This is a genomic window from Sphingopyxis macrogoltabida, from assembly GCF_001307295.1.
GTDB classification, from domain to species: Bacteria; Pseudomonadota; Alphaproteobacteria; order Sphingomonadales; family Sphingomonadaceae; genus Sphingopyxis; species Sphingopyxis macrogoltabida_B.
Map to the genome: position 1 here is coordinate 1,776,119 of NZ_CP012700.1, position 12,439 is coordinate 1,788,557.

19 protein-coding genes are annotated in these 12,439 nt (G+C 61.1%); 13 read left to right on the forward strand and 6 right to left on the reverse strand.

Translation table 11 applies throughout. The features are described from left to right. The first annotated feature begins 181 nt into the window (after positions 1–181). The 4 genes from AN936_RS08325 to AN936_RS08340 all read left to right on the forward strand — a co-directional run bounded on the left by AN936_RS08325 (position 182) and on the right by AN936_RS08340 (position 3,947). Positions 182–1,198: a dipeptidase gene (locus AN936_RS08325; RefSeq protein ID WP_054587753.1), complete on the forward strand. Its 1,017-nt coding sequence runs from the start codon at positions 182–184 to the stop codon at positions 1,196–1,198. Positions 1,199–1,304: 106 nt separating this feature from the next. Further along, positions 1,305–1,586: a hypothetical protein gene (locus AN936_RS08330; protein WP_054587754.1), complete on the forward strand. Its 282-nt coding sequence runs from the start codon at positions 1,305–1,307 to the stop codon at positions 1,584–1,586. A gap of 232 nt (positions 1,587–1,818) precedes the next feature. Then, positions 1,819–3,102, forward strand: coding sequence for a tyrosine-type recombinase/integrase (locus AN936_RS08335; RefSeq protein ID WP_084758246.1), 1,284 nt, complete (start codon positions 1,819–1,821; stop codon positions 3,100–3,102). A gap of 482 nt (positions 3,103–3,584) precedes the next feature. After that, entirely contained in the window at positions 3,585–3,947 is a 363-nt protein-coding gene (locus tag AN936_RS08340; protein WP_149037629.1) for a hypothetical protein, read from the forward strand. Between the two features lie 364 nt (positions 3,948–4,311). Here the strand turns inward: AN936_RS08340 and AN936_RS08345 are convergent, their stop codons facing one another. After that, positions 4,312–4,926, reverse strand: a complete 615-nt coding sequence (locus tag AN936_RS08345) for a PilZ domain-containing protein (protein WP_234715827.1) — start codon at positions 4,924–4,926, stop codon at positions 4,312–4,314. Between AN936_RS08345 and AN936_RS25455 the strand changes: the two genes are divergently transcribed. Then, entirely contained in the window at positions 4,867–5,007 is a 141-nt protein-coding gene (locus AN936_RS25455; RefSeq protein ID WP_234715860.1) for a hypothetical protein, read from the forward strand. The genes AN936_RS08345 and AN936_RS25455 overlap by 60 nt on opposite strands. A 770-nt stretch (positions 5,008–5,777) precedes the next feature. Here the strand turns inward: AN936_RS25455 and AN936_RS08350 are convergent. The 4 genes from AN936_RS08350 to AN936_RS08365 all read right to left on the reverse strand — a co-directional run bounded on the left by AN936_RS08350 (position 5,778) and on the right by AN936_RS08365 (position 7,300). Then, on the reverse strand, positions 5,778–6,152 hold the full coding sequence (locus AN936_RS08350) for a hypothetical protein (RefSeq protein ID WP_054587758.1): 375 nt from the start codon (positions 6,150–6,152) through the stop codon (positions 5,778–5,780). Continuing rightward, complete coding sequence (locus tag AN936_RS08355; protein ID WP_054587759.1) at positions 6,149–6,514, reverse strand: hypothetical protein; 366 nt, start codon at positions 6,512–6,514, stop codon at positions 6,149–6,151. The genes AN936_RS08350 and AN936_RS08355 overlap by 4 nt, the downstream gene beginning before the upstream one ends. Before the next feature lie 109 nt (positions 6,515–6,623). Beyond that, the gene (locus tag AN936_RS24655) at positions 6,624–6,989 is read right to left on the reverse strand and encodes a hypothetical protein (protein WP_149037630.1); all 366 of its coding nucleotides are present in this window, start codon (positions 6,987–6,989) and stop codon (positions 6,624–6,626) included. Continuing rightward, positions 6,986–7,300 carry a hypothetical protein gene (locus AN936_RS08365; RefSeq protein WP_054587761.1) on the reverse strand — a complete coding sequence of 105 codons (315 nt, stop codon included), beginning with the start codon at positions 7,298–7,300 and terminating at the stop codon, positions 6,986–6,988. Before AN936_RS08365 ends, AN936_RS24655 begins: the two co-directional genes overlap by 4 nt. A gap of 237 nt (positions 7,301–7,537) precedes the next feature. Between AN936_RS08365 and AN936_RS08370 the strand changes: the two genes are divergently transcribed. The 8 genes from AN936_RS08370 to istB all read left to right on the forward strand — a co-directional run bounded on the left by AN936_RS08370 (position 7,538) and on the right by istB (position 11,926). Next, positions 7,538–7,750, forward strand: a complete 213-nt coding sequence (locus tag AN936_RS08370) for a helix-turn-helix domain-containing protein (protein WP_054587762.1) — start codon at positions 7,538–7,540, stop codon at positions 7,748–7,750. Continuing rightward, entirely contained in the window at positions 7,747–8,196 is a 450-nt protein-coding gene (locus tag AN936_RS08375) for a hypothetical protein (RefSeq protein ID WP_054587763.1), read from the forward strand. The genes AN936_RS08370 and AN936_RS08375 overlap by 4 nt, the downstream gene beginning before the upstream one ends. 184 nt (positions 8,197–8,380) lie before the next feature. Next, on the forward strand, positions 8,381–8,578 hold the full coding sequence (locus tag AN936_RS08380) for a helix-turn-helix transcriptional regulator (RefSeq protein ID WP_054587764.1): 198 nt from the start codon (positions 8,381–8,383) through the stop codon (positions 8,576–8,578). 184 nt (positions 8,579–8,762) lie between these two features. Further along, entirely contained in the window at positions 8,763–8,894 is a 132-nt protein-coding gene (locus tag AN936_RS25745) for a hypothetical protein (protein WP_257719799.1), read from the forward strand. Beyond that, positions 8,887–9,114, forward strand: a complete 228-nt coding sequence (locus tag AN936_RS08385; protein WP_054587765.1) for a hypothetical protein — start codon at positions 8,887–8,889, stop codon at positions 9,112–9,114. The genes AN936_RS25745 and AN936_RS08385 overlap by 8 nt, the downstream gene beginning before the upstream one ends. After that, a complete protein-coding gene (locus tag AN936_RS08390; RefSeq protein ID WP_054587766.1) occupies positions 9,111–9,584 on the forward strand; it encodes a VapE domain-containing protein in 474 nt (157 codons plus the stop codon). Before AN936_RS08385 ends, AN936_RS08390 begins: the two co-directional genes overlap by 4 nt. Before the next feature lie 112 nt (positions 9,585–9,696). Beyond that, entirely contained in the window at positions 9,697–11,211 is a 1,515-nt protein-coding gene (gene istA, locus AN936_RS08395) for an IS21 family transposase (RefSeq protein WP_021238707.1), read from the forward strand. Beyond that, positions 11,198–11,926, forward strand: coding sequence for an IS21-like element helper ATPase IstB (istB, locus tag AN936_RS08400; RefSeq protein WP_031304487.1), 729 nt, complete (start codon positions 11,198–11,200; stop codon positions 11,924–11,926). The genes istA and istB overlap by 14 nt, the downstream gene beginning before the upstream one ends. 296 nt (positions 11,927–12,222) lie before the next feature. Here the strand turns inward: istB and AN936_RS25045 are convergent, their stop codons facing one another. Continuing rightward, a complete protein-coding gene (locus tag AN936_RS25045; protein WP_158500067.1) occupies positions 12,223–12,381 on the reverse strand; it encodes a hypothetical protein in 159 nt (52 codons plus the stop codon). Between the last annotated feature and the right edge of the window lie 58 nt (positions 12,382–12,439).

Here is a 12,439-nt window from a genome sequence, read left to right on the forward strand (position 1 = left end):
CGTGCGGGGACAACTCAGTAATCCTCGCCCAATGGCGCAAATATTCTGATTCTGGACACAGGAGGCGGCCCGCTTATCCTGAATGCAGCACAAAGACTGCCCGGACACCACAATCGTCGCGGAGGGGTCGGACCTGCCCGAACGACAACATGGTGGAATTTATACTGCGAGAGGAGTGAATATGGCGACGGCGGATCAAACAACTACGGCTTCGCTGGCGGACATTCCGGCGCTCGCCGACGCTATCCTGTGCGACATGTTGTTTCCTTCACCGCCGACCGATGTGGAAGAAGAGCTGTTGGCGCGTCGCCAGACGGGATACTCCTATACGTCGCTGACGCTGGCGCAGGACAATGAAGCCGCCCCGTCGCAGGTCTATGCCACGCTCGCGAAAATGCGGCATTCGCTCAGCCTTCATCCCGACGACTTCATCGTAGTCGATAGCGTCGACGATATCCGCGAGGCGAAGCGCACGGGCAAGATCGGTGTCGGCTTCCACTTTCAGGGCAGCGAGGCCGTCGGCCGCGACCTGGCCAATGTCGGCGCCTATTACAAACTCGGCGTCCGCTGGATGCTGATGGCGTATAACTTCCAGAACAATGTCGGCACGGGCTGTATCGAAGCGCAGAAGAATGACGGCGGCCTGTCGGCCTTCGGCCGCGACCTCGTCGCCGAAATGAACCGCGTCGGCATGCTCGTCGATTGTTCGCATTCGGGGTACCGGACGACGATGGACGCGATGGAGGCATCGACCCAGGCGTGCATCTTTTCGCATTCCAATCCGCGTGCGCTCTACGATCACCCGCGCAACATCCGCGACGATCAGATCAAGGCCTGCGCCGCGACCGGGGGCGTGATCGGCGTGAACGGCGTGGGGCAATTCATCGGCGAGCCCGGCGGCGTAAAGGTCGACACGATCATCGCCATCATCGATTATATGGCGGATCTGGTCGGGCCGCAGCACATCGCGCTCGGGCTCGATTATATGACCCCCGGACACTGCGAGGCGCTTTATAATTTCTATAAGGGCAACGTCGCCAAGAAGATCGGTATGCCCGAGCTGCCCTGGGCCTTCCTCAGCCCGGCAACGGTCCCGCTGATCCTCGAGAAGCTGCTGGCGAAAGGGTATAGCGCCGAAGATCTTCGCGGCATCATGGGCGAGAATTTCCTGCGTGTCGCGGCGGCCGTCTGGAAATGAATTCGATTTCTCTGTCGGCCGGAAGGGCATTCTCCCGCCGATAGAGAATCCGTTGCAAATCAGCACGACAGGGGTAGAAAGCGCGACCGGGGCGAGGGAGTGGCATATGCTCATGATCGTTTCGCTATTGCTTTCGGCCATCATCGGCGCCGTGACCGACGATCTCGGTCTTCCGATCTGGCTGCTTTTCTTCCTTGCCGCGGGAGCCGCCGCCTTTCTGTTCCTGAAAGGCGGACAGGCCGAGCGGTTGACCAGCCTCAACCGATCGCGGCGGCGCTGGCGCCGCGAAGCCGCGGGTTATATCCTGCTGAACTTCCTGTATCTTTCGCTGGCCGGTACCGCCGCCTATGTGCTGATCGCACGGAGCGGCACCGTTTCATTCCACTGATCTGAGGCAATCGGCAAGGATTGGTGGTGGTGAGCCCTGCTGGGTTCGAACCAGCGACCTACTGATTAAAAGTCAACGAAGCCGTATCATATTGCGTCGCAGATGATGATATTGTGCGGTTGAGGTTCGTAAAATCGGCAGATTTTCGTCATTCGTCATCATAGATTTTCGTATCTTGTCATTTCTGGTTGTCGCTCGCATACTTACCGAGACACTTACTCAAGGGTGAGCAATGGCAATAACGAAGCGCACGGTGGATGCGGCCGAACTCCGCTCGGCGGCTTGGTTTCTCTGGGATGAAGGGAAGGGCGCCATTGCCGGGTTCGGCCTGCGGGTCAGTCCCGGCGGGGCAAAGGCCTACGTCCTGCAGTATCGGATGGCCGGCGCAAAGACCGATCGGCGCTACACCATTGGCAGACACGGTCCATGGACCCCCGATCAGGCCCGAGAACGCGCATCCGAGCTGCGACGCCTCGTCGATACCGGCGTTGACCCGTTCGACCATGACGCAGCGCGCGATGAAGCGAAGGAGCAGGAGCGGCGGGCCAATCTTGATCGCGACTTTTCGCGCGTCGCGGATGCATGGCTGAAAAGCTACAAGGTCGATGCCAAGGGGAAGCCGCGACGAGATTCGAGCCAGCGCATCGCGGCGACCGTCGTCCGGCATCTCAAGGGCCAATTCGAAGGCAAGCGCATCGACAAGATCGGCCGCGGCGATTTCAAGGCTGCGATCGACGCCATCGCGCCTGCAAAGGTTGCCATGCGGTCCAGCGTCTTCTCCTATGGTCGCATTCTCTGGAAATGGGCCTTTGAAGGCGAATTGGTAGACGACACCCCCTTTGCCCACCTCCGCGCGCCCGCGAAGCCTGCCAGCCGCCGCCGCGTGCTTGATGATGCCGAATTGCCGATCGTTTGGCGCGCGACCCGCAAAGTCGATTATCCGTTCGGTCCTGCGTTTCGGATCCTGCTACTGACCGGGCAGAGGCGCAGCGAGGTTTTTGGGATGCGCTGGGAGGAGTTGGACAAGGCAAAGGCCGTGTGGACCATCCCCGGCGATCGCACCAAGAATAAGGAACCGCATGCCGTGCCTCTGACGGGCATGGTGATGCAGGAGATTACCGCGCTCGTCCCTAAGCCAGGTTTATCGCCACAGGAGAAGTGGCCGAGGTCGGGGCTCATCTTCACGACTAACAACAAGACGCCGGCTAGCGGGGTTTCGAAGGCCAAGGCGCGTCTCGACAGCGCTGTCGCGGACGCTGCCAAGGGTGAGGGCGTCGCGATCGAGGGTTGGCGCCTTCACGACCTTCGCCGTACGGCCAAGACCGGGATGCAGGCGCTCAAAATCTCGTCGGAAATATCGCAGCGCGTGCTCAACCACATATCGAGTCTAGATCCAATGGATCGCGTTTATGGGCTCTATGATTTCCTCGACGAGAAGCGCGAGGCGCTGGATGCGTGGGCGGGGCATGTCGCGGGATTGATCGCGCCGAAGGCCGTAGAGGCAGAGACGGCCTAGCTTCCTATCGCCTCCGATAGATCGTCTTCCCCATCGTCCGCGATCGGCGAGCTAAATAATAGCCCGGCCACAGAATGCGTAGACGGGCACCATCACGGGTCATCAGTCGGCCTAAGCGGGGGAAGGAAACCGCGACCTCTTGCCAGTCGTAGGTTTCGGGTTCGTCGTCGGTCATGGTGGGTCGCACTCGAATCAGAAGCCCCCGCCTCTGATCGTCGGCTGCGCGCCTTGTCGCACTTCGTCAACCTCGTTGCGATAAATCGCTAAGGGACTTGGCTGGCGAGCGCGACCCTCTAATGAGTAGCAACGCCATACCCTGAGGCTGCGCCTCACGACGATTGGCGACCAGTCGACGCAACTGTCCGACGGAATCGGATGGTTCGCAAAGCGCAACAATCCTTTTTTAAAGATCGGTTGGAACTGGCGCGGCGAGCATTCGTTGCATCGCCCGGACAGCGCTCGTTCGATATAAGGGGATACCAATGCCGACTATGGATAGCGTGCTGGGCGTCAGCATTCCCGATAACGATATCCGCATTCGGATCGAGGCAATGATCAGCGCGGTTGAGCCCTGCACTCCGATCGAGCGCGCGGCGCGCGCCGTCGGCGCTTGTGACGATATCGAAATCGACGGCTCGGAGAGGGGAGAAATGCTCTTTGGCCGCCGCGCCGATTGGTATGGAAAGCAGGCTCGGGCCGCCATTGAGACGTTGCGAGCGAGCGGTCCGGAACTGGCTCCCGAAGCCTTGTCGACGTTCCGGCGCCTGCAACGAGGCGGTGCCAGCGAGATCGAGATCATCGAAGCCTGCTTCGCGGCTATGATCGACGCAGCGCTGTCGGACTGATCCGTGCTGAGCTTGTGCGGCGACCAGCGCCGGGACGGACTTGCGCACGGATATTCCCCGGAACGAGAACGGACGCCTGCGGAATAATGCCCCGCAGTAATGAGTCACACCTAGTCCACGGCCTCGATATGGATCCAGTCGCGACCATCCCAGTAGCCGACATGCGTGGCCCCCGCTTTGCGGCCCTCGGACACCATCAGCGACCGCCAGTTTTCTGGGATCGTAAGCGGCCTCCAGCCGTCACCGATTTGGATAAGGCCGTACCAGCCGTTCAGAAGAGTGCTCCGACGTTCTGGCACAAATTGTTCTCGCTTATCCGGAGACGAAGTTCGACGTAGTCTCATCGTCGCCTCGCCACGCTGTGTCACTGGGTCATATTCTCCCGGAAGCGCGCCATGCTCTCAAGATCGGATGATCCAAGAGGCTGAACGAACCAAAGTCCGCCCCGGTTGCCTTCTGACCAGCGAACGACCGCGCGCCGCGTCAATTCTCCGCCTGGCAGGAGCAGGTTCAATTCGGTCCCGGGTTCGAGCATAACGGCAAAGCGGAAGCCGGCGCCTCGATGGGATATGTCGACAAGGTCTATCGGATATGAATTATCACGAAGCGTTATGATCGCGTCGGCCTCGATTGGGAGGCGAAGTGCTCGATGCCGTTCGGCAACCTGCTCTGACGCCAGCGCTTGCAAGGTGCCTGCTGCGTCAATCTTGTCGTAGAAAGCCACGCCGCAGAGGCCGTTCTTGATCCAAACGACCTCGCCTCTGAGCGATATGCTGTCGGACAACCAGATCTCCAGCTCGTCGCCTACCGATGTCGCTGCCTCGGCAGCAAACATTATCCCATCGTCCGAGATATTACGTATCCGCCAAAGGCCAATGTCATTCGGACCCCGGACTCTGGCGATGCGACAGATCGTGAGATGACGTTCAGACGAACGCCGCTCCGTGGTAGCTGGTTTTTGGGGATGGGGCGCGCCCAGCTCGTCGGCGCAAGGGTGGCTGCATCGCAGCATCTCGCCTCCTCTCCGGGCGCGGCGTACGACGCCTTTGGCCCGCTGTGAAAGCCGGGCGCAAACCCGGTTTGAGAAAGATCGACAGCCCGCACGCTCTCGATCCGGAGGTCCTGACACAGAATTTATGATGATCTTGGTTACTGAAAAGTAAACAAGGTGGGAATCAAGAAGGCCCTGCAGTGGACACAGGACCTTCCGGCATTTTCATGCTGACCCCTCCGCCCTCGGGAAATTAGAAGGACAGAAGAAGCAATAATTTTATCGAGTTATCGTAAATGCGTCAACCTTACTGACAATTGCCAGGTCTTCGGCCTCAGCAAATGCAGCGGGCGCCCCCACACCAAAAACCCCGCCAGACACGAGGCCTGGCGGGATCGGGAGCGGATCGTTGAGAAGACGGCTAACAGCGATCCGGCTCGGTGCTTTGGAGGAGCGGTGGGGGAACGCGTGATGTCGCGTTCGGTTGCTGCAAAAATCCCCGCCGGAGAGACGTTTGCCCGGCGGGGATTAGTTTAGCCCAGCGCCCATCAGAAGACAGGAGGACAGGCGCGGTCGGTTAACGCGGCGCGATCGGCATAGTTGCCGCAGCGTTAGCGAAATCAAGTTTAGGTGCCGGACGCAGAAAAGGCCCTGCTGTCCGACAGGGCCTCTTCCATCCTCTGTGCTCTTGACCAAAGGAAGCCCCATCGGCTTTCCGGGTCGCAGGAAAGCCTTTGTGGAGAGACCCTAGGCCTATTCGGGCGGGAGTCGAGTCGTAACCCCGCCGGGTGAGGGCGGGGAGCCGAAACCCGACGCCCCGATTTTGACCGGCCCGTTAATCAGGTCACTTGCCATCGGGTAGGCACGTAGCCTTTCGGGCCGGGCAATATGATCACGGACTGATCTTCTCCGTCGTAGATAGGTTGCCCACCGTCTCTTTCGATCTCGTCAGGATCGCCGAGAGGGCAGCCAGCACCGAGGCCTCGAATCCGGTCGCACGACGGATCGCAATCATCTTCGCCGCCGCTGTGATCCTGCTCGTCCCCGTTGGGCTCGATATCTGGATCACCGTCCAGCTCATCAAGCCTGTCTATCATCCTCGCCACCATGCGCTCGAGAACCGGGCGGGGCAGCGACGGAATGATTTCTAGTGCGAGGTCGAGGGGAAGGCTCGACGCCAACCCTTTGGCCATGATGGGCCGCAGCGCGCTCACGGCTCGACCCCTTTGCCGAAAAGGTCCCAAGCCTCTGCCTGCTCGTCATCGCTGAGATCTCGCAGGGTTCGAGCCACGAAGTCGCGCGGATAGGGAAGGTGATCGCATTCCCGACCCATGCTTAGCGTGACGGCTATCGGCACCAGCTTTGACACAGACAACGGCTTCATGAAGATCGCCAGCGACATATGAGCATGGCTTCGCTTCGCGAATTCAGCTTGCTCGCGTGTATAGGGCGAGCGGTCGTCGTCGTCGGTTTCATCGATCCGGAGATCGCCCTGCTGGACCGTTGCGCGATGCCGCGGGTTGAAAAACTCCAACCCGCAGACGGTGCCGCACTGGCGGATAGCTGCGGCGCTCATTTCAGCACCCGTTCGGCGAGGTCGGCCAATGCGAAGCCGAACGCGACCAGTGCAATGCACGTGAAAGCGATGGCGACTTCCCACGCCCGGGCGGGGTTGCGGGGCGGGGTCATAGGATTAGCCCCTGACCGAACAGCCGCCACGCTTCCCGACGCTCGTTCCAATTCAACTTTCTCAAAGTGGTGGCGACATAGGCCAGCGGTCGGTCTAGCTGCCCATTGGTGCCGGCTCGCATCGCCGCGTGAAGTTCCTTTATCTCTTCTCGCGTGGATCCGCGCATGAAGATCGCGACGCCCATATGATCGTGGCTACGGTTCGCAAAGGCACGCTCTGCCGCGGTCGCTGTTAGCGCTCTTTGCGCAGGTGACGACGACCGGCTCGACGCCATTCGCAGGCCCACTTTGCGGGCGTCACGCCGATCAGCCGCGCTGAGCTGGGGCGTTGCAGTGAACATGTCCAGAAGAGCGGTCGTCACGCTGCACCCCCGATCCGCGCGGCGTCTGCGATGAGAATGCCAACCAGCTCGGCAGCCGCCTCGTTGTTGAACATATCCTCCTCGCGAAAAATTTTGAGCTTTTCGGCCAGGTCATGTGCCGAAGAGACGGGGCAACGCACGGCGGCCATGCCAGCGCCGTTCCATGCGTCGACGAGCGGCTGGTAGGATGCTTCATAGGCTCTGTTGCCTTCATGATCATCTGCGCGTTCGGGCCTGCACTCGTCGCGGTGGCGATGAAATGCCGCCTTTGCCGCTAGGAAAGCCGCGCGGCACATTGCGAACCGGGTCATGCTGGGAGTCGGCTTCGTGGTAAATGCTGTGGCACTCGCAGGCGCACCGGTGCTATCGACAGTCATAGTCGTTTCCTTCCCGTGAAGGTTTCGATCAGCGTCGGGGTTGGGATTGCCGTCCTGCCTCGACGCGCCTTGGCTTCTGGCCTTGGTGATATCGTTTGTAAATACGGTTAATGCTTGCGTCAAGCGATAACTGATACTATTCGTAAGGGCATGACACCGGCACAATGCAAGATGGCGCGCGCGGGCTTAAGTTGGAGCGCCGATCATCTCTCCGAAAAATGCGGGATATCTCGCATCACCATCGCGCGCTTCGAATCCGGACTGGCGGTCGCCGCGGCATCGATCGAGGCGATCCACGCGGCCCTAAATGCTGCCGGTGCCGACTTCACGCGGAAGGCGGGCAAGATTGCAGTCGCGGTGCCCGATGAGGCGGCCGCGAAATGAAAGACGGCAGACTCACCGAAGCGGAGCTTCTCGCCATTCAGGGAATGCAAGAAGGCGTGCTCGAGCCTCTCGCCGACCTGCTTGGAGAACTGCTGACCGAGAGCAAAACCTTGGCCGACCCGATCCCACTCGACGTTAATGTCGTGCGAGGCTTGATCCGGGCGATAAATGGCGAAGCGCGCGAGACGGATCATCGCCTTAAGTTTGTGCGTCACCCCGATCTGAAGGCGGGCCAAGGCAGGGCGGCGCGGCACAAAGCATTCGTTTCGGAACTGGCCATCGCATTGGAGATGGAGGCCGCTGGCGCGTTCGACAGGGGCGGGCATGAATCTGCGGTGCGGCATTGCGCGGACAAGTTCGGGATAGCTCGATCCACCGTCCAGAAGGCTTGGTCGAACCGCAAAGCCTTCCTGAAATTTACTCGCGCGCACGGCGTTCGCAAATAGCTTAGTCCGAGCAATGAGCATTGATGCTCGGACTTAGATATGGTGCACCGATGATCGGGCCTGTCCGTCGCGAGCATAGGAATAGGCTTGGCTTTTCGGGCGCCCTTATCGGACCCCTATATGTTCGCATCACGTCATAAATCGTAATATCTGGTTCTCCGTCGAAATAAACGGAGACACCCCAATGCAAGATTTTCTGACGGTGAAAGAGGCTGCTGCGCATGTTGGCCTGAGCACTCACACCCTGAACGCCTACCGCATTGCCGGCAATGGCCCGCCCTATTTCAAGCTGGGCGGGAAGCACGTTCGCTATGATCGCAATCAGCTCGAAGAGTGGGCTCGCAGTGATCAGCGCCTGTCGACCAGTCAGGCTGCTGCATGATGCGCCCGCCTGAACAAAAACGCCCCGGGCGAACCGGGGCGTCGATCTGGGCTGTGGCGGCTCCTAATCGGAAACCTCAATACCTCAACCTGCCCAAGGGCGCAAGAAAGGCAGCCTATCCCAACCCACCCGAGGCCGGGCGGAGGTGGCGCCCATGAGCGCGGCTCATTTTAGCCCCGCGGTCATGGCAGACGCCGGCGTCCGGGCGATCGACGCCGCCGGGGGCAAGGTCAAGCCGACCGGCTGGGCCGTCGTGAATCCTGATATTGTCGAGGCGATGCAAGGACGCGGCAAGCGGGAGCGGGCCGATGGGTGAGATCCTTCGTTTCCCGATTGAGCGCCGCCGAGACCACATTCGGATATCGTTCGACATCGGCTGGTCATCCTATTTCGTCAATCGCATCGACAGTTGCGGCAAGCTTGTCGCAGGTTGGAGCTATGACAGCTATGCCGACGCCTTCGAGACGGCAGACACTTGGGCCCGCGCCGAAGGCTTGGCGATCGTCGACATATGCCGGAAGAGCGGTGCGGCATGAGCGCGACGGTGCACGAACTCGGCGCTTGGCGTCATCACCTCGACATGGGCGAGAAGGGGCCAAAGCGAACCCTCAGCAATCTCATGGTCCATCTGCGCTGGCTACCGGAGCTTGGTCCGAATATTCGCTTCAATGAACTGACGGGCGTGGCCGATTGGCGCGGCGTGCAGATCGAAGACGCCCAGCTCGTCGATATTCAGATGATCGTCGAGGGTGCGAATTTTCAGCCGCGCGACGGTGATCTCCGGAAGGCCGTAGCACGTCTGGCGCTCAATAATACCTACCACCCGATCCGCGACTATCTTGACGGATTGAAGTGGGACGGCACGGCACGTCTCGACGCCATGCTGCCAAGCCTGTTTGGGACGCCCTCGAGAGAATACGAGCGCACTGTGGGGTCAAAATGGATGATCGGCGCGGTCGCGCGTGTTTATGAGCCCGGTTGCAAAATGGACAACATGCTTGTCTGAGGATCAGCGTGCAATAGGCACCCCCTTCGTGGGGTGATCGGCGTGCAAAAAGGACCCCTTCATCCCGGGGATTTAGTCGGCCGACTGGTTTTGATCAGTTGGCGAGAACGGGATGTTGATCGTGGAGACAGTGGTTCGGATTCGGCGTGAGCATGCAGCGGGTAAGGCGATCAAGGCGATCGCTCGTGACCTTCGTTTGTCGCGGAAGGTCGTCCGCAAAGCGATCCGGTCGCCGGAGGCGGCGTTCAACTATCAGCGCAAAGTCCAGCCGCTGCCGCGGATCGGTCCTTATCAGGATCGTCTCGATGCGCTGCTTGAGGAGAACGAAGGTCGCGGCCGCCGCGATCGGCTACGGATGACGCGTATCCATGACCTGCTGGTGCGCGAGGGGTTCGATGGATCCTATGATGCGGTGCGCCGCTATGCGGCGCGCTGGCGTGCTGCGCGGCGGAAGGATGCTGGCGAAGGCGCACCGGCGTTCATCCCGATGACCTTCCAGCCGGGTGAGGCCTACCAGTTCGACTGGAGCCACGAGGATGTGGAGATCGCCGGCAAGCCGATGCGGGTGAAGGTGGCGCATATGCGTCTCTGCGACTCGCGCGCACCCTATGTCCGGGCCTATCCGCGCGAGGGCCAGGAGATGCTGTTCGATGCCCATGCCCGGGCGTTCGCGTTCTTCGGCGGTGTGCCGCGACGCGGTATCTACGATAATATGAAGACGGCGGTGACGGCCGTGTTCACCGGCAAGGAGCGTGTGTTCAACCGCCGCTTCCTGATCATGACCGATCATTACATGGTCGAGCCGACCGCCTGCTCGCCGGCGGCGGGATGGGAGAAGGGCCAGGTCGAGCAGCAGGTCCAGACGATCCGAGGCCGCTTCTTCCAGCCGCGACTCCGGTTCGCCAGCCTGGCCGAGCTCAACGGGTGGCTGGAGGCCGAGTGCCGGCGCTGGGCCGAGCATCATGCCCATCCCGAACGCGGGGATATTACCGTCGCCGAGGCGCTGGATATGGAGCGACCGGCCCTGCAGCCGATCCTGGCACCGTTCGACGGCTTCCATGAGAGCGAGCATGCCGTCACCGGCACCTGCCTCATCAGCTTCGATCGCAACCGCTACTCGGTCATGTCGACGGCCGCACGCCGGACCGTTCAGGTGCGCTCCTATGCCGATCGCATCGTCATACGCTGCGGCGATGCGATCGTCGGGGAGCATGAGCGCCACTTCGGTCGGAACCGCACGATATACGATCCCTGGCATTATCTGCCGGTCCTCGCGCACAAGCCCGGCGCGCTGCGTAACGGCGCACCGTTCCAGGACTGGGATCTGCCGCCCGCCCTGCACCGATTACGGCGAAGGCTCGGCACCGGGGACGAGGCCGATCGCAGGTTCGTGCGGGTCCTCTCGGCGGTGCTCACCGATGGCCTGGAGCCGGTAGAGGCTGCCGTGCGCGAAGCGTTGGCGAACGGAACGGCCAGCGACGAGCTGATCCTCAACATCCTCTCCCGGCGCCGCGAGCCGGCGACACCCCACAGCATCGTCACTTCGGAAGACCGGATGCTGCAGCATCCTCCGCTCGCCGACTGTGCCCGCTATGATCTGCTGCGAGGCTATGATGCAGCGGCATGATATGATCGACACGATGCGCGGCCTCGGACTCAAGGGCATGGCGGCGGCGTTCGACGAGGCGGTCACCACCGGCCTCCAGCGCAAGCGCACCACCATGGAGATACTGACCGACCTGCTCCGTGCTGAGGCGACCCACCGGGATGCAGCCTCCATCCGCTATCGGATGACGGCTGCGAGGCTGCCCGTGGTGAAGGACCTGGAGCGGTTCAGCTTCGAGGGCACACCGATCAATGAGGAGATGATCCGCTCCCTTCACGATGGCTCCTTCCTCCCGCCTCGCCGCAATATCGTGCTGGTCGGCGGCACGGGGACAGGCAAGACCCACCTCGCCATCGCGATCACCGCCAATGTCGTGCGAAGGGGCGCTCGCGCCCGCTACTTCAACACCGTCGATCTGGTGACACGCCTCGAAGAGGAGACCCGGATCGGCAAAGGCGGGACCCTGGCGGCGCAGCTGTCGCGGCTCGACCTGATCGTGCTCGACGAGCTCGGTTATCTGCCGTTCGCCCGCTCGGGAGGGCAGTTGCTGTTCCACCTCATCAGCAAGCTTTATGAGCGGACCAGCGTCATCATCACCACGAACCTCGCCTTCGGCGAATGGCCGACCGTGTTCGGCGATCCCAAGATGACCACGGCGCTGCTCGACCGCGTCACCCACCACTGCGATATCGTCGAGACGGGCAACGACAGCTGGCGCTTCAAAAACCGCAGCTGACAGCCACCTTCGGCGCCTTCAAAAATCTATCTTGCGCTGCGCGCGCCTCCGGTCGGGCTACGCCCGCCCTCCGCCGCACGCAGCGCAAGGCCATCTTCAACAAACCAGCATCATATTATCCGAAAAGGGGGTCCCTCTTCGACGCCGATCGGGGGTCCCTTTTGAACGCCGTTTGACATTCGGTCGGAGACAAATCAGGCTTAGATTGTGTTAATGATAGCCAATTGCTCGTAAGCGTCGAACGGGTACACCGAAAAGTGTTCCCAAGCTCGGCGATCGTCGAAAGAGGCATCGAGTCAGTGCGGATTGAGGGCGGCACCGCCCGGCTGATCGGCTTCCGGCGTGCCTTCCAACCCGGTGATCAGGATGTCGTCGAGACAGGCGACGACTTCTACCTTGTTGGACCAAGCTGCTCGGTGATCGCGCTCTAAACTTCTCGTTGAGAATCCGGACACCTGCCGGACACGAGCGGTCGGATGATGTGCGGCAATTCTGCCTAAGTCCTTGATACGA

Coding starts and splice junctions, on each gene's coding strand:
- AN936_RS08325 (WP_054587753.1), top strand. CDS start 182: ATGGCGACGGCGGATCAAACAACTACGGCTTCGCTGGCGGACATTCCG.
- AN936_RS08330 (WP_054587754.1), top strand. CDS start 1,305: ATGCTCATGATCGTTTCGCTATTGCTTTCGGCCATCATCGGCGCCGTG.
- AN936_RS08335 (WP_084758246.1), top strand. CDS start 1,819: ATGGCAATAACGAAGCGCACGGTGGATGCGGCCGAACTCCGCTCGGCG.
- AN936_RS08340 (WP_149037629.1), top strand. CDS start 3,585: ATGCCGACTATGGATAGCGTGCTGGGCGTCAGCATTCCCGATAACGAT.
- AN936_RS25455 (WP_234715860.1), top strand. CDS start 4,867: ATGACGTTCAGACGAACGCCGCTCCGTGGTAGCTGGTTTTTGGGGATG.
- AN936_RS08355 (WP_054587759.1), bottom strand. CDS start 6,514: ATGAGCGCCGCAGCTATCCGCCAGTGCGGCACCGTCTGCGGGTTGGAG.
- AN936_RS08365 (WP_054587761.1), bottom strand. CDS start 7,300: ATGACCCGGTTCGCAATGTGCCGCGCGGCTTTCCTAGCGGCAAAGGCG.
- AN936_RS08370 (WP_054587762.1), top strand. CDS start 7,538: ATGGCGCGCGCGGGCTTAAGTTGGAGCGCCGATCATCTCTCCGAAAAA.
- AN936_RS08375 (WP_054587763.1), top strand. CDS start 7,747: ATGAAAGACGGCAGACTCACCGAAGCGGAGCTTCTCGCCATTCAGGGA.
- AN936_RS08380 (WP_054587764.1), top strand. CDS start 8,381: ATGCAAGATTTTCTGACGGTGAAAGAGGCTGCTGCGCATGTTGGCCTG.
- AN936_RS25745 (WP_257719799.1), top strand. CDS start 8,763: ATGGCAGACGCCGGCGTCCGGGCGATCGACGCCGCCGGGGGCAAGGTC.
- AN936_RS08385 (WP_054587765.1), top strand. CDS start 8,887: ATGGGTGAGATCCTTCGTTTCCCGATTGAGCGCCGCCGAGACCACATT.
- AN936_RS08390 (WP_054587766.1), top strand. CDS start 9,111: ATGAGCGCGACGGTGCACGAACTCGGCGCTTGGCGTCATCACCTCGAC.
- istA (WP_021238707.1), top strand. CDS start 9,697: ATGTTGATCGTGGAGACAGTGGTTCGGATTCGGCGTGAGCATGCAGCG.
- istB (WP_031304487.1), top strand. CDS start 11,198: ATGCAGCGGCATGATATGATCGACACGATGCGCGGCCTCGGACTCAAG.